Below are 20,085 nucleotides of genomic sequence, written 5' to 3' on the forward strand. Positions count from 1 at the left end.
ACAGAATCGGCCCGCTTTCAGCCGGGCTGCCGCGCGAGCGCCTGCGCCCGGCGTTCGACGAACCGCGTGGCCTGCTTCTCCAGCCCGGTCAGGAACTCGTGCAGCTCGTCCCGCGCCCGCTCGCCCTCCTCGCCGAGGCCCTCCAGCTCGAAGACGCGCCAGTGCCGCAGCAGCGGCCAGATCACCTCGTCGTGGTGGATGCGCAGGTCGTAGATCCCGGCCTTGGCGATCTGCGCGGCCTTGCGCACGAACCCGGGGATGATGCTGCCGGGCATCTGGAAGCCGACCACCTCGTCGGTGATCGCGCGGACCATCGCGTCCGGGGTCACCTCGAGCGCCGCGGTGACCAGGTTCCGGTAGAAGATCATGTGCAAGTTCTCGTCCATCGAGACCCTGGCCAGCAGCTTGTCCGCGATCGGGTCCTGCGTGTACCGCCCGGTGTTGCGGTGCGAAAGGCGGGTCGCCAGCTCCTGGAACGACACGTAGGCGAACACGCGCAGCAGCGGCTTGTCCTCGCTGTCGTACCCCGCCTGCATGGTGGCCATCCGGGCGCGCTCCAGCTCGACCGGGTCGACCGCCCTGGTCACCAGCAGGTAGTCGCGCAGGCAGATGCCGTGGCGGCCCTCCTCGGCGGTCCAGCGGTGCACCCAGGTGCCCCAGGCGCCGTCCCGGCCGAAGGCGCGCTCGATCTCGCGGTGGTAGCTGGGCAGGTTGTCCTCGGTGAGCAGGTTCACCTCGAGCGCGGTGCGCGCGATCGCCGGGACCTCGGACTGGCCGGGCTCCCACGGCTCGCCGCCCAGGTCGGCGAAGTTGCGCCCGAGGCTCCACGGCACGTACTCGTGCGGCATCCACTCCTTGGCCACTTCGAGGTGCCGGTTGAGGTTCGCCTCGGCGACGGGTTCGAGTTCGAGCAGCAGTCGGGTGGTCTCGGAAATCGGCATGGGCCAGGCCTTCCGGCAGGAGGAAGTGAACCTACGCAACCGTAACCTTCGCCACCGTAACCAGCAACCGCCGCGAGCCGCCGGAGGCGGCCGAATACACTGGAGGCACTGGCGGCGGGCATCGCGGCCCCTTCCACGTTCGGAGCACACATGTCGGGCCGCCAGCAGGAGTTCGCCGATCTCGGCCTTCCCGCGCCACTGATCGCCGCACTCGCCGAGCAGGGCGTGCTCACCCCGTTCCCGATCCAGGCGGCCACGCTGCCGCACTCGCTGTCCGGGCGCGACGTGCTCGGCCGCGGCCGCACCGGGTCCGGCAAGACCTACGCCTTCGCGCTGCCCGTGCTCGCGCGCCTCGCGGCGAAGCCGGTCAAACGGCGGCCGGGACGCCCGCGCGCGCTGATCCTGGCGCCGACGCGGGAACTGGTCACCCAGATCGAGGCGTCGATGGCGCCGCTGGCCAAGGCGCTCTCGCTGCGCACGATGACCGTGTTCGGCGGGGTCGGCGCGAATCCGCAGATCGCCGCGCTGAAGGCGGGTGTGGACATCGTGATCGCCTGTCCCGGCAGGCTCAACGACCACGTGGCGTCCGGGCACGCGCACCTCGACGCGATCGAGACCACCGTGCTCGACGAGGCCGACCACATGGCGGACCTCGGTTTCCTGCCCGCCGTCCGGCGCATTCTCGACGCCACGCCGAGGGACGGTCAGCGCCTGCTGTTCTCGGCCACCCTGGACGCGGGCGTCGACGTCATCGTCCGGCGCTACCTCACCGATCCGGTGACGCACAGCGTGGATTCGGCGCAGTCGCCGGTGGCCACGATGACGCACCACGTGCTCCACGTGCACGAGGACGACAGGCTGCCGGTGCTCGTCGACCTGACCTCGGCGCCGGGGCGCACCCTGGTGTTCACGCGCACGAAGTACCGGGCCAAGGCGCTCACGCGGAAACTGGTGGCGGCCGGGGTGCCCGCGGTCGAGCTGCACGGCAACCTCGGGCAGAACGCGCGCACCCGCAACCTGGCCGCGTTCTCCGACGGCACGGCGAAGGCGCTGGTGGCCACCGACATCGCGGCACGCGGCATCCACGTCGACGACGTGACGCTGGTGATCCACGCGGATCCGCCGGTGGAGCACAAGGCGTACCTGCACCGCTCGGGCCGCACCGCGCGGGCCGGGGCGTCGGGCACGGTGGTCACGCTGATGACCGACGAGCAGGTGCCGGATGTGCGCGATCTCACGCGCAAGGCCGGGATCAAGCCGAAAACGACCCGGCTCGACGCGGGGCACCCGCTGCTGGCCGAGCTGGCGCCGGGTGAGCGGTCGGTGGTGAAACCGGCGGCGAAGGCACCGAAGGCGCCGCCCAAGGCCGCCGCCAAAACCCGCCCGACGGCTCGTACCGGCGGCCAAGCCCGCTCGGGGGCGCGCTCCGGGGGCCAGGCGCATTCCGGTGCGCAGGCTCGTTCGGGCGGCCAGTCACGTTCCGGGGCAGCGGCACGTTCCGGTGGGCAGTCGCGCTCGGGTGCGCAGGCTTCTTCCGGTGGGCAGGCACGCTCCAACGGCCAGTCGCGGTCCGGGGCGCAGGCGCGGTCCGGCGGCCAGTCCCGCTCCGGGGCACCGGCGCAGCAGGGCCGAGCGCAGGCACCAGGCCGGTCGCAACCCAAGGGCCAGCGTGACCAGCAGCCACCAGCCAAGGCGCAGCCGAAGACGGGCAACCAGCGCCCCCAGCGCTCGGGCGCGCCTGGGGCATCCGGCGCCGCGAAGTTCTCCGCGGGCAGCCGCGCGGGCCGCCGCGTTCGCTGACGTCCCCAAACTGTCGGGGGCGCGTGCGAGAATCCGGGTATGCGAGACCGTGATCCAGAAGGGCGGGCGCGCAACGCGAGGCCGAGGGACGGCCTCGGACGCCCGCTGCCCTATGGCTCACCAGGGGTGGAGCGTCAGCCGGAAGGCGTCGAGCGCACCCCGGCGGAGACGCTGGCCGAGGCGCAGCGGCTGCTCGACGCCGGGATGCCGTTCCACGCGCACGAGGTGTTCGAGGACGCCTGGAAAACCGGTCCCGAGGCGGAGGAGGGGCTGTGGCGCGGCATGGCCCAGCTCGCCGTCGGGCTGACGCACGCCGCTCGCGGCAACGCGGTCGGCGGCGCTTCCCTGCTGCGCCGCGGCGCCGCGAACATCGAGCCGTACCGCGCGGACGAGCCGTACGGCATCGACATCGCGGGGCTGGTTCAGTGGGCGGCCAAGCTGGCCGCGGAGCTGGAGACGCAGCCGGCGGTGGTCGAGCCGGAGCGGGCGGCACCCCGGCTGGCGCGGACGGCCTGAGCGGCTAGTTCGGTCCGGACCCTGGCGAGGTCGCGGTCCTCGGTGTGCCCGCTGCCGGTGTGGGACGGCCGGGCCTGGCGGCGGTGGTTGCGTTCGATGGCGTAGGCGGACAGGGCCAGCAGCAGGATCAGCACGACATAACTCATGGCATGAATTGTTCGCCCGAGCAATTGCTGCCAACAGTGGCAGATCTGACCTTGTGCGGCAAAATCCTGCCAACTACGCTGCGGGCATGCTGAAGACGGTGGCCGCGCTGGTGATCGACGGGGTCGCGCCGTTCGAGCTGGGTGTGCTGTGCGAGGTGTTCGGTGTGGACCGGACCGACGGCGGGGTGCCGCCGATCGAGTTCCGGGTGTGCGGTGAACGCGCCGGGCAGCCGGTGCGGACGAGCATGGGCATGTCGCTCACGCCGGACCACGGGCTGGGCGGGCTCGAGGGCGCCGACCTGGTGGCGCTGCCCGCGTACGACATTCGCGACGCCTATCCCGAGGCGCCGCTCCAAGCGGTGTGCGCGGCCAGCGCGCGCGGGGCGACCGTGCTGACGGTGTGCAGCGGTGCGTTCTTCCTCGGGGCGACGGGCCTGCTCGACGGCAGGCGGTGCACCACGCACTGGCGGCACGCCAAGGCGTTCGCCGAGCGGTTCCCGAAGACTTCGCTGGATCCGGATGTGCTTTTTGTCGACGACGGGGACCTGATCACCAGCGCTGGGACAGCGTCGGGCATCGACGCGTGCCTGCACCTGGTGCGGCGGGAGCTGGGTTCGGAGGTCGCGACCCTCATCGCGCGCCGGATGGTGGTGGCGCCGCAGCGGGAGGGCGGGCAGCGGCAGTTCGTGGAGACGCCGATCCCGGAGTGCACCGGGGACAGCCTGCAGCCGCTTCTGGCGTGGCTGCTGGAAAACCTGACCGTCGAGCACACCGTGGCCAGCCTGGCGCGCCGGGCGAAAATGTCGGAACGCACCTTCGCCCGCCGCTTCGCCGCCGAAACCGGCACGACGCCGAACCGGTGGCTTTCCACGCAACGCGTCCTGCACGCCCGGCGGCTGCTGGAGGAAACCACGCTGAACGTGGACGAAATCGCCGCCGAAACCGGCTTCGGCACGGCGGCGTTGCTGCGGCACCACTTCCACCGTGTGGTCGGCGTGTCGCCCAAGGACTACCGCCGCAGCTTCGCCCCCGGTTGATACCCGCCGCCATGAACGCGGCTTTCCTTGCACGGCCCGGATTCACCGGCCCACGGCTCGGCGCACGCGGGCGCGCCCCGAACGGTTCGCCTAGAACACGAATGTGGCTTTCGGAGCACAGCCCCCGAACGCCGCCCCACGACACAACACATGCAGGCGCGCCCGAACAGCCCGCCCCGGACACGAATGTGGCTTTCGGGGCACAGCACCGAACGCACCACCCACCACTCAGCACACACAGGCACGGCCGCCAACGGCCCGCCCCACAACACGAATGTGGTGGTCGGAGCACAGCCCCCGAATGCCGCCCCACGATTCAGCGCACGTAGGCGCGACCCGAACGACCCGCCCCGCACGAATGTGGCGGTGGGGGCACAGCACCAGACGCATCGCTCCACGGCTCAGCGCACGCAGGCACGCCCCAACAGCCCGCCCCACGACACGAATGTGGCTTTCGGGGCACGGCACCGGACGCGTCGCCCCGCGGCTCGGCCGCACGCGGGGGCCGCCTGAGCGGCTCGCCCCAAGACACGAATGTGGCTTTCGGGGCCGATTTTGCCCCGAAAGCCACATTCGTGTCCGCGACGCCGCTCCCAAGGCCACATTCGTGTCCACCACGAAGGGGTGGCGACCGCCGTGGTGAAGGGGTGGGTTACTTGCCTGGGCGGGTGAGGCCGTCGGCGGCGGCGTTTCGGCTGAGGACGACCTCATCCGTACGGGCCAGCGCCTCCCGCTGCCTTGGCGTCTCGGCAACGGTGGCATCGACCAGTCGAATGGGCGGCCCCAGCTCCACCAGCGTAGGCACGTACTCGGCGCGGTCGACCGCCCACGCCCCGTCCTTCTTCGTGAAGTGGAACCGGGCGGCCACGCCCTCCTCCGTCGTGCCCCGCGGCTCCGAATGCTTCGCGATGTGGTTGCCCAGCCCGTAGGCCACCCACTTCGACCCGATCTTCTCGATCGGCTGCACCACATGCGCGTGATGCCCGATGATCAGGTCGATCGACTCGTCCTTGAGCAGCTTTTCCGCCAACGCGGTCTGCTCCTTCGTCGGCTCCGCGCGGTACTCCGTGCCCCAGTGCAGGCTCGCGATCACCACTTCCGCGCCCGCCTCACGGGTTTTGCGCGCGGCCGCGAGCACGTCCGCCGCGTCCAGTTGGTTCGACATCCACGGCTTGCCGTCGGGCAGCTCGATCCCGTTGAACCCGAACGTGAACGACACGTGCCCGACCTTCGTGCCCGCCGCGTCCAGCACCAGCGGCGTGCCCGCTTCCTTCGACGTCCGCGCCGAGCCGGTGTGCTTCAGCCCGGCCGCGTCCAGGCCGTCGAGCGTGCGCTTCACCCCGTCCTCGCCCTGGTCCAGCGTGTGGTTCGAGGCCGTCGAGCACGCGTCGTACCCGGTTTCCTTCAGCGCCCCGGCGATCTCCGGCGGCGCGTTGAACGAGGGGTACCCGCTGTACGGCCCGCCGGGGTCGGCCAGCGGCACCTCGAGATGGCACAACCCCAGGTCCGCGCCCGAAACCACCGGGCGGACACCGTCGAACTGCGGCCGGAAGTCGAGCTTGCCACCGCCGTCGGCCTCGGCCTGGTCGGTCAGCGCCGGGTGCACCAGCACGTCACCGGTGGCGACCACCGAGAAGCCAGGAGGCGGAGCAACAGCCGGTGGCTCGACCGTGGGCGGGCTCTCCGGCGGAGAACTACAGCCGGTCACCAGCAGCGCACCGAGGAGGGCAGCCGAAACGAACCGTCGCTCCATCGAGTGCGCTCCCCATCCAGACGACCACGGACCGGTGGTCACCCTCCCATACCGTGCAACTGCCCCACCATGCTGGCGTACATCCGCGCCGGGCTGACCGACGGCGTCAGGTACCCGGGCAGCATCGGCGGGTCCGCGGTGAACGGCCGCAGCCGCTCGAACAACTCCGCCGCGGTCGACGGCCGGTCCTCCGGCGCCTTCGCCAGCACCTGCCCGAGCAGCGCGCCCAACTCCCCCGGCAGCCGCGGCGGCTGCTCCCTGACCTGCTTCTCGAACACCGCGAACGCGGTCGGCCCGGTGAACAGCTGGTTCCCGGTCAGCATCTCGTGCAGCACGCACCCCAGCGCGTACAGATCGCTGCGCGGCTCGGCCACCCCGCGCTGGATCTGCTCGGGCGCCATGTATGCGGGCGTGCCGAGGATCTGCCCGGCCCTGGTGAACTGCGCCACATCCGCCTCACGCAGCATGGCCAGCCCGAAGTCGAGCACCTTGACGCTGCCGTCCGGGCAGAGCATCAGGTTGGTCGGCTTGAGGTCGCGGTGGCAGATCGACAGCTGGTGCGCGGCCGCGAGCACCGCGCTGGCCTGCGCGGCGATGGCCGCCGCCCACGGCACCGGCAGCGGCCCGTGCTCGCCGACCAGATCGGCCACCGTCACCCCGTCGATGAACTGCATGACCTGGAACAACCGCTGCTCGAACATGCCGAAGTCGTAGAGCACCGGCACCCCGGCGTGCTCCAGCCGCGCCAGGATCCGCGCCTCGCGCACGAACCGGCGTTCCAGCTCGTCGTCGGGGCCACCGGGCAGGCGCAGGAACTTCACCGCCACCCGGCGCCCGAGGTGCTTGTCGTGCCCGGCGTGCACCGCGCCCATCCCGCCCTGGCCCAGCGGCAGGTCGTCCAGCTCATACCGATCGGCGATGAGCATGCGACCCTCCCTAGGAACCCGGTTGCAGGTGACCGTCCGCCAGTCCGTCGAAGCCTAGCCGCACCAGCCTTTCCCCCAGTCCGGCCGCCTCCGCCAGCGCCGCCTCGAACTCCGCGAGGCGCCGGAACGCGAGGCCGTACGCGCGCTGCTCGGCCAGCGGGAGCCGGGGCACGCGCACCCGCCGCAGGTCCAGCCGGGTCGAGTTGGAGGTCATCCGGTGCATGGCCGAGCGCAGCAGCCCGGCCAGGAAATCCGGGTCGATGCGCTCGGGATCGACGCGGTATTCGGTGCCCGCCGGAGATTTCACCGGCACGCCCGCCCCGGACTTGCGCACCAGCCCGGCTTTGATCAGCTCACCGATGGTCGTCAACGGCCACGACCGGTCCTGCTCGAACACGCCGAGGTCCGGCGGTTCCAGTCCCAGCGCGCGGAATCCGGCCAGCGCGGCCACGAAGCTTTCCCCGCCTTCGGAACCGCGGTGCCGCGCCGGGCTCAGGTCCACGTCGTCGTCGAGCAGGTCGATCACCCGGGTGGGCCAGGATTCCGGTTCGCCCCAAGCCTTTTCCACCGCCGAAAAGTCCTCTGTGGACTCCATCAGCAGCACCCGGTCCGCGCCGCTGCCGGGTTCCGGGCGGCGCAGCAACCACAGGTCCCGCGTGCCGTCGGGCATGGTCACCACCGCGCGCAAAGCCCCGGCACGCAACAGGTTCCCGCGGATCCGGCGCCCGGAACGGCGGCCAGCCACGGCGGGCGGCAGCAGGATGGCCACCGTGCCGCCGGGCCGCACGTGCGCCAGGCAGTGCTGCACCCACGCGAGTTCCGGCTCCCCACGCGGCGGCACGCCGTACTCCCAGCGCGCGTCCCCGGCCAGTTCCTCGTGCCCCCAAGCGCGTTCGTTGAGCGGCGGGTCGCACAGCACGGCGTCGGCGAGTTCGGCGTCGAAAGCGTCGTGCCGCAGCGAATCACCGGCGACCACGCGCGCGTCGATCCCGGCCAGGCGCAGGCGCGTGCCCGCCATCGCGGCAGCCGTCTCGTCGAGATCCTGGCCGAACGCGTGGGGCGCGGCGGCGGCCAGCAGCAGCGCGCCGGTGCCGCAGGCCGGGTCGAAAACGGTGTCCACCCGGCCCGCTAGCCGCGCCATCAGCTCGGCGATCGGGCCCGGCGTCACCGGCAGCCGCCGGGCGTGCACCTCCTGGTAGCGCTCGTAGAGGAATTCGAACACCTCGCGGCCGCCCAGTTCCGCGACCGCGCCGGTGAGCTGCTCGTCCGCGCGGAAGCCACCGTTCTCCAGCGCCGCCCCGGTGTCCGCGACCAGCTCGCCGAGGCCGAGGTCGTCGGCCGCCGCGCGCAGCCGTTGCCAGACCCGCTCCGCGCGCGAAACCTCGAACCGCTTACCGTTGCGGCGCAACCAGTCCTCGACCTCGGCCAGGGAGAACAGCGGGCTGGAGGCGGTACCGCCCACCGGGCGCGGGAAGTCGTCGTACCGGCGGCGCCAGTTGCTCACCGCGGCCCGGCCGACGTCGACCAGCCGCGCGATGTCGCCGGCGGTCACGGTCGCTTCCTGGTTCATAACGGACATGCTAATCCACGAACCAATGACTTGTGTATTGAGTTCACACCATGCTCTACTGGTGGCATGACACACGAACTCCGTGCGGTGGTCGGCACGGATCCAGGGCTCAACCGCAAGGGCAACGAAGACGCCGCCTACGCGGGTTCCCGGGTGCTCGTGCTCGCCGACGGCATGGGCGGGCACACCAGCGGGGAGGTGGCCAGCGCGCTCGCCGTCGACGCCCTGCGCGAACTGGACAAGGAGCCACACGAAGACCTCACCGGCGCGCTCGCCGCAGCGGTCGCGGAGGCGGGCAGGCGGCTCAACGAGCACGCGCCGGCCGGTGCGGGCACCACGGTCACCGCGATGCTGTGGGACGGCCCGCGCTTCGGCCTCGCGCACATCGGCGACTCACGGGGTTACCTGCTGCGGGACAGCATCCTGTACCAGATGACCCGCGACCACACGCTGGTCCAGACCCTGGTCGACGAAGGGCGCATCACGCCGGAGGAGGCCGAGGTGCACCCGCGGCGGTCGATGCTGGTGCGAGCCCTGCAGAGCGGCACCACGCACGAGCCCGACCTGTCCGAGCACGAGGCCGTGCCCGGCGACCGGTACCTGCTCTGCAGCGACGGGCTGACCGACGTGGTGCGCGACGAAGCCATCCGCGAGGTGCTCGACGCGGTCGCCGACCCCGAGGCCGCGGTGCACCAGCTGATCGAGCTGGCCAACGCGGGCGGCGGGCCGGACAACATCACCTGCGTGCTGGCGGACTACCGCTAGCGGCCGAGGAAAGCCCGCACGGACGCGGCGATGCCCTGCTCGTCGAGGCCGTGTGCCACGTCGTGATCGGCCATGCCGCCGTAGATCCGCACTTCGCGGTCGCGGCGCACGCCCAGCGACCGCAGGCGGTGCGGCCGGTCATCGAGCGCTTCGGCGACCTGGTGCGCCGAAGTACCGGCGAGATAGGGCTCGACGAGCACCACGTTCGCGCTCGACGCGTCCACCGCCGCCCGCAGCCCGGCCGCGTCGAACGGGCGGACCGTCGAGGCGTACAGCACGGTGACGTCCAGCGTCGCGGTGGCCGCGAGCACCCGGTCCAGCATCGGCCCGACCGCGAGCACCACCCCGGCGCTCCCCCGGCGCAGCGCCTGGAAACCCACGCCGATGAACGGTTCCGCGTTGACCGCTTCGGACAGTCGCAAGTAGACACTGCTGTCGCCGGGCAGCGATTCGCAGAGCAGCCTGCGTGCCTCGGCCGGGTGGCCGGGCACGTGCACGGTCCAGCCGGGCAGCGAGTCCATCAGCGCCACGTCCCCCGGCGACTGGTGGGTGCGCCCGGCGTAGGACATGTCGTACGAGGCGCCGGAGGAAACCAGCACCGCGCCGACGCCCTGGTGCCCGAGGTCCAGTTTCACCTGCTCGAACGGGCGCTCCACCAGGAACGACGCGAAGGTGTGCACCACCGGCCGCATCCCGGACAGCGCCAGCCCGCCCGCGACCCCGACCAGCAACTGCTCCCGGATGCCGACGTTGATCACCCGGTTCGGGTGGCGGCGCTGCACCGGGCGCACCCGATCCACCGAGATGTCGGCGAGCACCAGCGCCAGCCGCGGGTCCACCGCCATTGCTTCGTCCATTGTGGACGCAAACGCGTCACGCATGCTCACCATCAGTTCTTCGCCTCCACTTCGGCGATCACGGCCAGCGGGCGGCCGGGGTGCGGCGCGGTGAAGGCTTCGTAGAGCGCTTCGTGGTCGCGGCCGTCGACCGTCCTGGCCGTCCAGCCCTCCACCTCGAACCGCCGCCCGATGCCGCCGGGCCAGCCGTGGCTGGCGGACCGGTTGTCCACCACCACCGCGGTCAGCGCCGCCATGCCCTCGCGCCCGGCCAGCGCGATCGCCTCGTGGTTGGACCCCTCGTCGAGTTCGGCGTCGCCGACGAGCACCACCACCCGCGCCCCGATCCGCTGCGCCCGCAGGCCGTAGACCTCCCCGATGGCCAGGCCGAGCCCGTGCCCGAGCGAGCCGCTGGAGATCTCCACGCCCGGCACGCGGACCCGGTCCGGGTGCATGCCCAGCTTCGACTCCACGCCCGCCCAGCCGAGCAGGTCCGCCTCGCGGATGAAGCCCTTCGCGGCGAGGACGGCGTAGTAGGCCATCGGTCCGTGCCCCTTCGACAGCAGGAAGCGGTCGCGACGCGGATCGCCGATCTTCCGCGGTGAAATGTCGAGCACCCGGTCGTAGAGCACCCACAGAACGTCTACAGTGGACGTGGCGGCCGCGGCATGCTTCTCGTCGCCGGTCATCAGGCCGATCAGCCGGGGCAGTTCGTGGTAGCCGGTGGCGGTGGTGGTCATGTTCACGAAGGTGCAACCTCGACCTAAGTCGAAGTCAAGGCTATGGTGGCCGGGTGACCAAACTCGCCGACCACCTCAGCATCGGGCAGGTCTCCGAGCGCAGCGGAGTGCCCCACACCGCCCTGCGCTTCTACGAGGACAAGGGCTTGATCCACTCCGAGCGGTCCGCCGGGAACCAGCGCCGGTACGCCCGGTCGGTGCTGCGCCGGATCGCCTTCATCCGGGCCGCGCAGCGCGTCGGGCTGAGCCTGGAGCAGATCAGCGAAGCGCTGTCCACGCTGCCGAAGGACCACGCGCCGACCAAGGCCGACTGGACCCGCCTCTCCCGCAACTGGCAGGCCGAGATCGACGCGCGGATCGACGCGCTGCAGCGCCTGCGTGACCGGCTGACCGGCTGCGTCGGCTGCGGCTGCCTCTCGTTGCGCGTCTGCGGGCTCTACAACCACGACGACCAGATGGCCCGCTTCGGCCCCGGCGCCCGCCTGCTGAAACCAGCCGCCGAAGGCGGGGTCTGAACCCGGCGCACGGGAAGTACCCTCGAAGGCGCGATCGCCGGAGAAGGAGCCTGATGCAACCTGGGACGGACGCACCCGCCGCGACCGGGCCGTGGCCCGGCCTGGCCGAGCGGGTCACCAGCGAGCTGGCCGGCTCGCTGAACCTGCACCGGACCGCGTTGCGCCTGCTCGACCTGCTCTGCCCCGCGTTCGCCGACTGGGCGGTGCTCGCGCTGCCCGAACTCCGCACCGGCAGGCTGGTGCTGCACGGCGGCGCCGAGCCGTCCGCGACCACCCCGGCCACCTCGCGGGTCGACCGGGAAACCGGCCTCGGCCACGTGCTGACCGCGGGCCGCACCGATGTGCTGCACGTCGGCGAGGCCGCCGAGACCGGGCTGGACACGATGATCCCGCACGCCGGGTTGCGTGCCGAAGCCGCCGCGCTGCGCCCGGCCGACGTCGCCGGGGTCCCGCTGACCGCCCGCGGTACCACCATCGGCGTGCTGATCCTGGTCCGCGCCGCGAGCCGGGGCTTTCCCGCCGAGGATGTCGCAGTCGCCGAGCAACTGGCCGCCCGCGCCGCGCTGGCGCTCGATTCGGCACAGCTCTACGAGGACCGCACGCACGTGGCTTCGGTGCTGCAGGCCGGATTGCGCCCGCCGGCGCTGCCCGAACTGCCCGGTGCGCGGATCGCCGCGCGGATCCGGTCGGCGGCCGAGCACCTCGACCTGTCCGGTGACTTCTACGACGTGCTCGGCTCCGGCGACGACTGGCTGGTGGTGCTCGGCGACGTGTGCGGCAAGGGCGCGGAGGCCGCCGTGCTGACCGGCCGCACCCGGCAGAGCATCCGCACCGCCGCCTACTTCGACCGCCGCCCGGCCCGGGTGCTGACCGCGTTGAACACCGTGCTCTACGAAGCCGACGCCAGCCGGTTCGTGGCCGTGGTGTGCGTGCGGCTGCGGCCGATCGGTGACGGCAGCTCGGCGGTGGCCAGCGTGGCCGTGGCCGGGCACCCGCCGCCGGTGATCATCCGCGCGGGCGGCAGCATCGAGCAGATCGAGGCCACCGGCACGGTCGCCGGGGTGCTGCCGGACCTGGCCTACCGGGAGGTCGATGTGCGCCTGCACGTCGGCGACACCATGCTGTTGTGCACCGACGGCATCTACGAAGCGCGGGGAGCGGGCGACTTCTACGGCATGGACCGGCTAGCCGAGTTGCTGCCCGCCTACGCCGGAGCCGGGCCGGAGCCCCTGTGCGAGGCGGTGGAGCAGGACGTCCGCGAGTACCTCGGCGGGCGGCCGCACGACGACATGGCCCTGTTCGCGGTGACCTGGGGACGATGAGCGCATTCGACACCGCTGAGGCGGCGACCAGGTTCGGCCGGGCACTGGACGCGGTGGACACGCCGGCCGCCACCGCGCTGGTCGGCGGCCTGCTCGACCGCGGTGCCGACCCGGTGGTGGTGCTGGTCGAGGTGATCGCCGCCGGGCAGCGGGCGGTCGGCGGGCACTGGCAGCGCGGGGAATGGACGGTGGCCAGGGAGCACGCGGCGACCGGGGTTTCCGCCGCGGCGGTGGGCGTGGTGGCCGAGCACGCGGGCCGCGTGCCGGTGAGCCGGGGCCGGGTGGTGGTGGCCTGCGCCGAACGCGAATGGCACGCGCTGCCCGCGTCGCTCGTCGGCCACGCGTTGCGCGCGCACGGCTGGGACGTCACGCTGCTCGGCGCGTCGACCCCGGCGGCGCGGCTGAACCAGTACCTGCACGACCTCGGCCCGGACGCGGTCGCGGTCAGCTGCTCGGTGCTGGGCGCGCTGCCCGCCTGCCGCCGGATCGTCGAAGCCGCCACCGCCGCCGGGATCCCGGTGCTGGCAGGCGGTCCCGGCTTCGGGCGGGACAGCCGGCGCGCGCTCGCGCTGGGTGCGACGGCATGGGCGCCGGAGGCCTACGCGGCGGTCGAAGCGGTCGGGGCGCTGCCCCGGGTGGTTCCGCCGGCACCCCCGCTGCCCGCCGCGGCCGCCGCCGAGCAGGCCGAACTCGAAGTGGCGCACCAGCGCCTGCAGCACGCGCTGCGGGCCGGGTGGTCGCTCGCGACCGAGGTGCTGGTGAAGGCACCGGTGGTGGCCGACAGCCTGGCGTCGGTGGCCAAGGACGTGCTCGACCTGTCCCTGCACGCGGTGGGCGCGGCCCTGCTCACCGGCGACCCGCGGCCCATCCCGGAAACCTCGGCGTGGGTGGCCGAAGTGCTCACCGCCCGCGGTGCGGACCCGCGGCTGGTGGCCGAACTCGGGGACCTGCTCGCCGGGGTGCTGGCGGACTTCCCGCTGGCACGCGCACTGGTCACGGAGCACTGGCGATGACGGAATTCAGCTACCGGGTGACGGTGGACGGCGGGCAGGTGGTGGTCACCACCGCGGGTGCACTGGACGCGCACACCGGCGCCGAGTTCCGCGACGCGCTGGCCGAACTCGCGGCACGGCACCGGGAACTGGTGCTCGACGTGGCCGGACTGACCTATGTGGACTCGACCGGGCTGAGCGCGTTCATCACCGCGCACAAGCACGCCACCGCGCGTGGCGGGCGGGTGCGGCTGAGCCGGGTGCCGCCGTTCCTGGCCAGGCTGCTCGCGGTGACCGGGCTCAACTCCTTCCTGCCGGTGCTGCGGTGATGGACGAAAAGCGGCTGGTCAGGCTGTCCAAACGGCTGTCGAGGCACCTGCGTCACGACCCCGGCGCGGTCGGGCTGGAACTGGACGAAGCGGGCTGGGCCGACGTCGGCGCGGTGCTCGAAGCACTCGGCATGAGCCGCGAACAGCTGACGGAAGTGGTGGCACGCAACAACAAACAGCGGTTCTCGTTCGACGGGACGGGCACCCGGATCCGCGCGAACCAGGGCCACAGCGTGGCGGTCGAACTCGGCCTGCCCACCGCGGAACCGCCGGAGTTCCTGTACCACGGCACGGTGGCCGCCGCGCTGCCCGCGATCCGCGCGGAGGGCCTGCGCCCGATGCGGCGGCACGCGGTGCACCTGTCCCCCGACGAGGAAACCGCGCGACGCGTCGGCGCGCGACGGGGTGCGCCGGTGATCCTGCGCGTGGCCGCCGGGCGGATGGCCGAGGCCGGGCACTCGTTCCAGCTCAGCGCCAACGGAGTCTGGCTGACCGACGCCGTGCCGCCCGAATACCTGGACTAACCGGCGAGCCAGGCGATGGCGCCGCCGACCGCGAGCACCGCGCCGACGCCGAGCAGGACGGCCAGCACCTTCGCGGTCTTCCACGTGCTGTACACGCCGCCGATCAGGAAACCGGCCAGGGCCAGCAGGCCGACGATGATGAATTCCTTCGGCACCTACAGCACACCCTTGGTCGACGGAACACCCTGCGCCCGCGGATCGGCCTCGGTCGCCGCACGCAGCGCCCTGGCCACCGCCTTGTACTGCGCTTCAGCGATGTGGTGCGGGTCGCGGCCGTGCAGGACCCGCACGTGCAGCGCGATCTGCGCGTGGAACGACAGCGAGTCGAACACGTGCCGGGTCAGCACGAACGGGTAGTTCCCGCCGATGGTGAAGGCGTTGAACTGCTCCGGCTCACCGAGGTGCACGCAGTACGGGCGGCCCGACACGTCGATCGCGGCGTGCGCCAGCGTCTCGTCCATCGGGATCCACGCGTCGCCGAAGCGGCGGATGCCCTTCTTGTCGCCGAGCGCCTGGCGGATCGCCTGGCCCAGCACGATCGCGGTGTCCTCGACCGTGTGGTGCGCGTCGATGTGCACGTCACCGGTGGCGTCCACCTTCAGGTCCAGCGAGCCGTGCGCGCCGAACGCGGTGAGCATGTGGTCGAAGAACGGCACGCCGGTGCTGATCTCCACCGCACCGGTGCCGTCGAGGTCCAGCTGGACCGAGATCGAGGACTCCTTGGTGGTCCGTTCCACCTTGCCCACGCGGCTCACCTGGGCACCTCCTTCGCGAAAACGTCCTTGGCGACACCGAGGAAGGCGTCGTTCTCCTCCGGGGTGCCGATGGTCACCCGCAGGTGCCCGGGAATGCCCACGTCGCGGATCAGCACGCCCTGGTCCACAAAGGACTGCCAGGCGGCGTGCGCGTCGGCGAACCGGCCGAACAGGATGAAGTTGGCGTCGCTGGGCACCGGCGTGCCGCCGAGGCCGAGCAGCGCGTCGGCCACCCTGTCCCGCTCGGCGGCCAGCTTGGCCACCGAGGCGAGCGTGGCGTCGGCGTGCCGCAGCGCGGCGCGCGCGGCGGCCTGCGTCAGCAGCGACAGGTGGTACGGCAGGCGCACCAGCTGCAGCGCGTCCACAATGGCCGGTGTGGCGGCCAGGTACCCCAGCCGCCCGCCGGCGAACGCGAACGCCTTGCTCATCGTGCGCGAGACGATCAGCTTCGCCGGGTACCGCTCCAGCAGGGTCACCGCGCTCGGCTGGCTGGAGAACTCGGCGTACGCCTCGTCCACCACCACGATGCCCGGCGCCACCCGCAGCACCGCCTCCAGCTCGGCGGTCGGGATCGAGCCGCCGGTCGGGTTGTTCGGGCTGGTCAGGAACACCACGTCGGGGGCACGCTCGGCCACCACGCGTGCGGCGGCCTCGGTGTCCAGGGTGAAGTCGTCGCGGCGCGGCGCGGGCACCCACTCGGTCCGCGTGCCCGCCGAGATGATCGGGTGCATCGAGTACGACGGCTCGAAGCCGAGCGCGCTGCGGCCGGGACCGCCGAACGCCTGCAGGATCTGCTGGAGCACCTCGTTGGACCCGTTCGCCGCCCACAGCTGCCGCTCGGTCAGCGGCACGCCGGTGCTCACGGACAGGTAGGCGGCCAGGTCGCGGCGCAGTTCGACGGCGTCGCGGTCGGGGTAGCGATGCAGCCCGGCGGCCACTTCGCGGACGGCCTCGGTCACGTCCTCGACCAGCGCGTCCGGCGGCGGGTACGGGTTCTCGTTGGTGTTCAGCCGGACCGGCACGTCCAGCTGGGGCGCACCGTACGGGCTGCGGCCGCGCAGGTCCTCCCGCAGGGGCAGCGCGTCCAGCGTCACAGCGTCCAACTTGTCCACAAGGTCCAGCCTAAGGCGTGGCGAAGGCCTCACCGCAGGCCGGTCACCACGGTGAGGAACTCGTCGAGCTGCGCCGGGTCGACGAAGTAGTGCGGTGACGCCCGGACCATCGCACTCAGGCCCCGCCGTCCCATGTCGAACCTGGTCGACGCCTCCGAGGTCACGCTGACCACGATGTCCTTGTCCCACAACAGGTCCTTCACGCGTCCCGGGGCGAGCCCGTCGACGGTGAAGGTGACGATGCCGCTCGGCCGCTCCCCGAGGTCGTGCACCGCCACGCCGGGGATCGCGGACAGCCCGGCCCGCAGCCGCGCCGCCCGCTCGCCGATCTCCGCGGCGATGTGGTCGAGGCCCAGGCCGAGCGCGTGTTCGGCGGCCTTGACCAGGCCGAGCCGCTCGGCCACGCCGAACTCCCACAGCTCGTGCAGGCGCGCGTCCTGGCGGAACCGGTACTCCCACAGCCCCGACCAGTCGGCGCCGCTGTGGTCGAACAACCGCGGCCGCAGCCGGTCGGCGACCGCGCGCCGGACCACCAGGAAGCCGGTGCCGCGCGGGCCGCGCAGCCACTTGCGCCCGGTGCCGGCGATCAGGTCCACGCCCAGCTCGTCCGCCCGCACCGGCAGCTGGCCGACCGACTGGCAGGCGTCCAGCAGCACCAGCGCGCCCGCCTCGTGCGCGGCCTCGGCCACCTCGCGGACCGGGTTCACCAGGCCGCCGTTGGTCGGCACGTGCACCAGCGAGACCAGCTTGACCCGCTCGTCGAGCAGGTTCCGCAACGCGGCCACGTCCAGCTGGCCGGACTCGTCGGAGGGCACCAGCTCCAGCCGCGCGCCGGCCAGCTCGGTCAGCCGCATCAGCGCGACCGCGTTCGCGCCGTACTCGGCTTCGCTGATCAGCACGCGGTCACCCGCCGCCAGCGGCACCGAATCGACCAGGGTCAGCCAGGACCGGGTGGCACTGTCGGTGAAGGCGACCTCGTCCGGCTCGCAGCCGAGCAGCTCGGCGAACACCGGGTAGGCGCGTTCCAGGTCGTCCTCGCGCTCGGCGGCCGCGCGGTAGCCGCCGACCTCGGCCTCCCGCCGCAGGTGCCCGATCACCTCGTCGAGCACCTCGGGCGGCGGCAGCGAGGAACCGGCGCTGTCCAGGAAGATCACGACTCGAACCTCGCGGTGACGGCCTCCCCGTGCGCGGGCAGGTCTTCGGCGTTGGCGAGCGCGACCACCTTGCCTGCCACCTCGCGCAGCGCTTCCTCGCTGTAGTCGACCACGTGGATGCCGCGCAGGAAGCTCTGCACCGACAGGCCGGACGAGTGCCGCGCGAAACCGCCGGTGGGCAGCACGTGGTTCGACCCGGCGCAGTAGTCGCCGAGCGAGACCGGGGCGTACGGGCCGACAAAAACCGCCCCCGCGTTGCGGACCCTGGCCGCCACCGCGCGCGCGTCGGCGGTCTGGATCTCCAGGTGCTCGGCGGCGTAGGCGTCCACCACCCGCAGCCCGTCGTCCACAGTGGACACCAGCACGATGCCGGACTGCTTGCCGGTCAACGCTTCGGTGACCCGCTCGGTGTGCTTGGTGGCCGGGACGCGGCGGGCCAGCTCGGCGTCCACGGCGTCGGCGAGCCGCTCGGAGTCGGTCACCAGCACGCTGGCGGCCAGCGGGTCGTGCTCGGCCTGGCTGATCAGGTCGGTGGCCACGTGCGCCGGGTCGGCGGTGTCGTCGGCGAGCACCGCGATCTCGGTGGGGCCCGCCTCGGAGTCGATGCCGATCAGGCCGCGCAGCAGGCGCTTGGCCGCGGTCAGGTAGATGTTGCCCGGCCCGGTGACCACGTCCACCGGGGTCAGCTCGGCGCCGTCGGTGTCGGTGCCGCCGTAGGCCAGCAGGGCCACCGCCTGCGCGCCGCCGACCGCCCACACCTCGTCCACGCCGAGCAGCTCGGCCGCGGCCAGCACGGTCGGGTGCGGCAGCCCGCCGAACTCCGCCTGCGGCGGCGAGCAGAGCACCAGCGAGCCGACGCCCGCGGTCTGCGCCGGGACCACGTTCATCACCACGGTCGACGGGTACACCGCCAGCCCGCCCGGCGCGTACAGCCCGACGCGCTCCACCGGCACCCAGCGCTCGGTGACCGTGCCGCCGTCCACCACCGTGGTGGTGACGTCGGGGCGGCGCTGGTCGGCGTGCACCTTGCGGGCGCGGGTGGTGGCCTCCTCCAGCGCCTCGCGGACCGCCGGGTCCAGCTCGGCCAGCGCGCGGGCGCGCTCGTCGGCGGGCACGCGGATGGCGGACGGCCGCACGCCGTCGAACCGCTCGCCGTACTCGAGCGCGGCCTCGGCACCCCGGTCGCGGACGGCGTCCACGATCGGGCGGACCAGATGCAGTACGGCGTCCACGTCGGTTCCGGCGCGCGGCAGGGCGGCACGCAGTTCGGCGGGGGACGGGGTACGACCTCGCAGGTCCGTGCGGTTGAGCATGGGCACGAGGGTAGCTTCGACGGCGGAGAGGAGAATGCCCGTGCCCCGAATCGCGCTCTGCCAGCTGACCTCCGGTCCCGATCCGGCCGCCAACCTGGACCTGGTCCGGGAGTGGACCGCCCGCGCCGCCGCCGGGGACGCGCGGGTGGTGGTCTTCCCGGAGGCCATGATGGCCGCTTTCGGCGTGCCGCTCGGACCGCTCGCCGAGCCGCTCGACGGGCCGTGGGCTTCCGCGGTCGCTTCGGTGGCGGCCGAGCACGACGTGCTGATCGTCGCGGGCATGTTCACCCCGGCCGGGGACCGCGTCCGCAACACGCTGCTGGTCACCGGGCTCGGTGAGCACCGCGGGTACGACAAAATCCACCTGTACGACGCGTTCGGGTTCAAGGAGTCCCACACGGTCGCGCCGGGTGACGCCCTCGCGACGGTCACCGTCGACGGCACCGTGCTCGGCCTGGCCACCTGCTACGACGTCCGCTTCCCGTCGCTGTTCCAGAAACTGGCCGAACAGGGCGCGGCGGCGGTGCTGCTGCCCGCGTCGTGGGGTGCCGGTGAGGGCAAGCGGGAGCAGTGGGAGCTGCTGGTCCGGGCGCGGGCGCTGGACTCGGGCAGCTGGGTGCTCGCGTGCGACCAGGCCGATCCCGCGGTGACCGGGGTCGCGGTGAACCCGAAGGCGCCGACCGGCATCGGGTACTCGACGGTCGCCGACCCGTTCGGCCGGGTACACGCGGCGCTGGGCGCGGGCGCGGACCTCCTGATCACGGAAATCGACCCGGCGGTGTCCACGGCCTCGCGGGAAGCGACGGCCGTCCTGCCGAACCGCCGCGTGTAGGCGAGGTGGGGAGACTGCTCCCTGAAGCGCGCAGTTCTTCGGGCTCGGATAGTCGTGGTGACGTTGCACCGCCTAGTGTCGAGGGACTACGACGGTTATCCGGGCGCGTACTTCTGCGGCTTCTTGTTGATCAAGCGGGCCAAAAATGCCGATGCGTTGCTACAACCCCGAGCACACCAGCCTGCCGATCGACCATCGCCTGCGGCG

At 72.5% G+C, this 20,085-nt stretch carries 21 protein-coding genes; 10 read left to right on the forward strand and 11 right to left on the reverse strand.

The window, feature by feature from the left end; all coding sequences use genetic code 11:
* Positions 1 to 17: 17 nt before the first annotated feature.
* The gene (locus A4R43_RS17535; RefSeq protein WP_113693314.1) at positions 18 to 941 is read right to left on the reverse strand and encodes an acyl-ACP desaturase; all 924 of its coding nucleotides are present in this window, start codon (positions 939 to 941) and stop codon (positions 18 to 20) included.
* Positions 942 to 1,091: 150 nt separating this feature from the next.
* Between A4R43_RS17535 and A4R43_RS17540 the strand changes: the two genes are divergently transcribed.
* The 3 genes from A4R43_RS17540 (at position 1,092) to A4R43_RS17550 (ending at position 4,440) form a co-directional block, all read left to right on the forward strand.
* Positions 1,092 to 2,741, forward strand: coding sequence for a DEAD/DEAH box helicase (locus A4R43_RS17540; protein ID WP_113693315.1), 1,650 nt, complete (start codon positions 1,092 to 1,094; stop codon positions 2,739 to 2,741).
* Between the two features lie 39 nt (positions 2,742 to 2,780).
* Positions 2,781 to 3,257: a DUF309 domain-containing protein gene (locus tag A4R43_RS17545; protein WP_113693316.1), complete on the forward strand. Its 477-nt coding sequence runs from the start codon at positions 2,781 to 2,783 to the stop codon at positions 3,255 to 3,257.
* Between the two features lie 232 nt (positions 3,258 to 3,489).
* On the forward strand, positions 3,490 to 4,440 hold the full coding sequence (locus tag A4R43_RS17550; RefSeq protein ID WP_113693317.1) for a GlxA family transcriptional regulator: 951 nt from the start codon (positions 3,490 to 3,492) through the stop codon (positions 4,438 to 4,440).
* A gap of 652 nt (positions 4,441 to 5,092) precedes the next feature.
* Here A4R43_RS17550 and A4R43_RS17555 read toward each other — a convergent pair.
* Genes A4R43_RS17555 through A4R43_RS17565 form a run of 3 tightly spaced genes read right to left on the reverse strand, consistent with a single transcriptional unit; the run spans position 5,093 to position 8,689 of the window.
* On the reverse strand, positions 5,093 to 6,193 hold the full coding sequence (locus A4R43_RS17555; protein ID WP_113693318.1) for a CapA family protein: 1,101 nt from the start codon (positions 6,191 to 6,193) through the stop codon (positions 5,093 to 5,095).
* A 38-nt stretch (positions 6,194 to 6,231) separates the two neighbouring features.
* Positions 6,232 to 7,119 carry a serine/threonine-protein kinase gene (locus A4R43_RS17560; protein WP_113693319.1) on the reverse strand — a complete coding sequence of 296 codons (888 nt, stop codon included), beginning with the start codon at positions 7,117 to 7,119 and terminating at the stop codon, positions 6,232 to 6,234.
* A 10-nt stretch (positions 7,120 to 7,129) separates the two neighbouring features.
* Complete coding sequence (locus tag A4R43_RS17565; RefSeq protein ID WP_113693320.1) at positions 7,130 to 8,689, reverse strand: N-6 DNA methylase; 1,560 nt, start codon at positions 8,687 to 8,689, stop codon at positions 7,130 to 7,132.
* 66 nt (positions 8,690 to 8,755) lie between these two features.
* On the opposite strand from A4R43_RS17565, the gene A4R43_RS17570 reads away from it, so the two are divergent.
* Entirely contained in the window at positions 8,756 to 9,454 is a 699-nt protein-coding gene (locus tag A4R43_RS17570) for a PP2C family protein-serine/threonine phosphatase (protein WP_113693321.1), read from the forward strand.
* On the opposite strand, the gene A4R43_RS17575 is transcribed toward A4R43_RS17570, so the two are convergent.
* Both A4R43_RS17575 and A4R43_RS17580 read right to left on the reverse strand, forming a co-directional pair.
* Complete coding sequence (locus A4R43_RS17575; protein ID WP_113693322.1) at positions 9,451 to 10,344, reverse strand: transketolase family protein; 894 nt, start codon at positions 10,342 to 10,344, stop codon at positions 9,451 to 9,453. The genes A4R43_RS17570 and A4R43_RS17575 overlap by 4 nt on opposite strands.
* Positions 10,344 to 11,030, reverse strand: coding sequence for a thiamine pyrophosphate-dependent enzyme (locus A4R43_RS17580; protein ID WP_113693323.1), 687 nt, complete (start codon positions 11,028 to 11,030; stop codon positions 10,344 to 10,346). Before A4R43_RS17580 ends, A4R43_RS17575 begins: the two co-directional genes overlap by 1 nt.
* A 53-nt stretch (positions 11,031 to 11,083) precedes the next feature.
* Here A4R43_RS17580 and soxR point away from each other — a divergent pair, with 53 nt between their 5' ends.
* The 5 genes from soxR to A4R43_RS17605 are packed head-to-tail and all read left to right on the forward strand — an operon-like array spanning position 11,084 to position 14,712.
* Positions 11,084 to 11,545 (forward strand): redox-sensitive transcriptional activator SoxR, encoded by a 462-nt coding sequence (gene soxR, locus A4R43_RS17585; RefSeq protein ID WP_113693324.1) that lies wholly within the window; start codon positions 11,084 to 11,086, stop codon positions 11,543 to 11,545.
* A 53-nt stretch (positions 11,546 to 11,598) separates the two neighbouring features.
* Positions 11,599 to 12,867, forward strand: coding sequence for a PP2C family protein-serine/threonine phosphatase (locus A4R43_RS17590; RefSeq protein ID WP_113693325.1), 1,269 nt, complete (start codon positions 11,599 to 11,601; stop codon positions 12,865 to 12,867).
* Entirely contained in the window at positions 12,864 to 13,880 is a 1,017-nt protein-coding gene (locus tag A4R43_RS17595) for a cobalamin B12-binding domain-containing protein (RefSeq protein WP_113693326.1), read from the forward strand. The genes A4R43_RS17590 and A4R43_RS17595 overlap by 4 nt, the downstream gene beginning before the upstream one ends.
* Positions 13,877 to 14,188, forward strand: a complete 312-nt coding sequence (locus tag A4R43_RS17600; RefSeq protein ID WP_113693327.1) for an STAS domain-containing protein — start codon at positions 13,877 to 13,879, stop codon at positions 14,186 to 14,188. The genes A4R43_RS17595 and A4R43_RS17600 overlap by 4 nt, the downstream gene beginning before the upstream one ends.
* Entirely contained in the window at positions 14,188 to 14,712 is a 525-nt protein-coding gene (locus A4R43_RS17605) for an RNA 2'-phosphotransferase (protein ID WP_113693328.1), read from the forward strand. Before A4R43_RS17600 ends, A4R43_RS17605 begins: the two co-directional genes overlap by 1 nt.
* Here A4R43_RS17605 and A4R43_RS43345 read toward each other — a convergent pair.
* Genes A4R43_RS43345 through hisD form a run of 5 tightly spaced genes read right to left on the reverse strand, consistent with a single transcriptional unit; the run spans position 14,709 to position 19,046 of the window.
* Positions 14,709 to 14,867 (reverse strand): hypothetical protein, encoded by a 159-nt coding sequence (locus tag A4R43_RS43345; protein ID WP_205215359.1) that lies wholly within the window; start codon positions 14,865 to 14,867, stop codon positions 14,709 to 14,711. The genes A4R43_RS17605 and A4R43_RS43345 overlap by 4 nt on opposite strands.
* Positions 14,868 to 15,467: an imidazoleglycerol-phosphate dehydratase HisB gene (hisB, locus tag A4R43_RS17610; RefSeq protein ID WP_113693329.1), complete on the reverse strand. Its 600-nt coding sequence runs from the start codon at positions 15,465 to 15,467 to the stop codon at positions 14,868 to 14,870. It lies immediately after the preceding gene.
* Positions 15,464 to 16,579: a histidinol-phosphate transaminase gene (locus tag A4R43_RS17615; protein WP_205215360.1), complete on the reverse strand. Its 1,116-nt coding sequence runs from the start codon at positions 16,577 to 16,579 to the stop codon at positions 15,464 to 15,466. Before A4R43_RS17615 ends, hisB begins: the two co-directional genes overlap by 4 nt.
* A 29-nt stretch (positions 16,580 to 16,608) precedes the next feature.
* The gene (locus A4R43_RS17620; RefSeq protein WP_113693330.1) at positions 16,609 to 17,733 is read right to left on the reverse strand and encodes an aminotransferase class V-fold PLP-dependent enzyme; all 1,125 of its coding nucleotides are present in this window, start codon (positions 17,731 to 17,733) and stop codon (positions 16,609 to 16,611) included.
* Positions 17,730 to 19,046, reverse strand: a complete 1,317-nt coding sequence (gene hisD, locus A4R43_RS17625) for a histidinol dehydrogenase (RefSeq protein WP_113693331.1) — start codon at positions 19,044 to 19,046, stop codon at positions 17,730 to 17,732. Before hisD ends, A4R43_RS17620 begins: the two co-directional genes overlap by 4 nt.
* A gap of 40 nt (positions 19,047 to 19,086) precedes the next feature.
* Between hisD and A4R43_RS17630 the strand changes: the two genes are divergently transcribed.
* Positions 19,087 to 19,878 (forward strand): carbon-nitrogen hydrolase family protein, encoded by a 792-nt coding sequence (locus A4R43_RS17630; RefSeq protein WP_113693332.1) that lies wholly within the window; start codon positions 19,087 to 19,089, stop codon positions 19,876 to 19,878.
* The last annotated feature ends 207 nt before the right edge of the window (positions 19,879 to 20,085 follow it).

The organism is Amycolatopsis albispora (assembly GCF_003312875.1).
In the GTDB taxonomy this organism is placed as follows: Bacteria; Actinomycetota; Actinomycetes; order Mycobacteriales; family Pseudonocardiaceae; genus Amycolatopsis; species Amycolatopsis albispora.

Bases quoted from the DNA above. Each gene is read 5' to 3' on its own strand.
- A4R43_RS17535 (WP_113693314.1), bottom strand. From the start codon at position 941: ATGCCGATTTCCGAGACCACCCGACTGCTGCTCGAACTCGAACCCGTC.
- A4R43_RS17540 (WP_113693315.1), top strand. From the start codon at position 1,092: ATGTCGGGCCGCCAGCAGGAGTTCGCCGATCTCGGCCTTCCCGCGCCA.
- A4R43_RS17545 (WP_113693316.1), top strand. From the start codon at position 2,781: ATGCGAGACCGTGATCCAGAAGGGCGGGCGCGCAACGCGAGGCCGAGG.
- A4R43_RS17550 (WP_113693317.1), top strand. From the start codon at position 3,490: ATGCTGAAGACGGTGGCCGCGCTGGTGATCGACGGGGTCGCGCCGTTC.
- A4R43_RS17555 (WP_113693318.1), bottom strand. From the start codon at position 6,193: ATGGAGCGACGGTTCGTTTCGGCTGCCCTCCTCGGTGCGCTGCTGGTG.
- A4R43_RS17560 (WP_113693319.1), bottom strand. From the start codon at position 7,119: ATGCTCATCGCCGATCGGTATGAGCTGGACGACCTGCCGCTGGGCCAG.
- A4R43_RS17565 (WP_113693320.1), bottom strand. From the start codon at position 8,689: ATGAACCAGGAAGCGACCGTGACCGCCGGCGACATCGCGCGGCTGGTC.
- A4R43_RS17570 (WP_113693321.1), top strand. From the start codon at position 8,756: ATGACACACGAACTCCGTGCGGTGGTCGGCACGGATCCAGGGCTCAAC.
- A4R43_RS17575 (WP_113693322.1), bottom strand. From the start codon at position 10,344: ATGGTGAGCATGCGTGACGCGTTTGCGTCCACAATGGACGAAGCAATG.
- A4R43_RS17580 (WP_113693323.1), bottom strand. From the start codon at position 11,030: ATGACCACCACCGCCACCGGCTACCACGAACTGCCCCGGCTGATCGGC.
- A4R43_RS17590 (WP_113693325.1), top strand. From the start codon at position 11,599: ATGCAACCTGGGACGGACGCACCCGCCGCGACCGGGCCGTGGCCCGGC.
- A4R43_RS17595 (WP_113693326.1), top strand. From the start codon at position 12,864: ATGAGCGCATTCGACACCGCTGAGGCGGCGACCAGGTTCGGCCGGGCA.
- A4R43_RS17600 (WP_113693327.1), top strand. From the start codon at position 13,877: ATGACGGAATTCAGCTACCGGGTGACGGTGGACGGCGGGCAGGTGGTG.
- A4R43_RS17605 (WP_113693328.1), top strand. From the start codon at position 14,188: ATGGACGAAAAGCGGCTGGTCAGGCTGTCCAAACGGCTGTCGAGGCAC.
- hisD (WP_113693331.1), bottom strand. From the start codon at position 19,046: ATGCTCAACCGCACGGACCTGCGAGGTCGTACCCCGTCCCCCGCCGAA.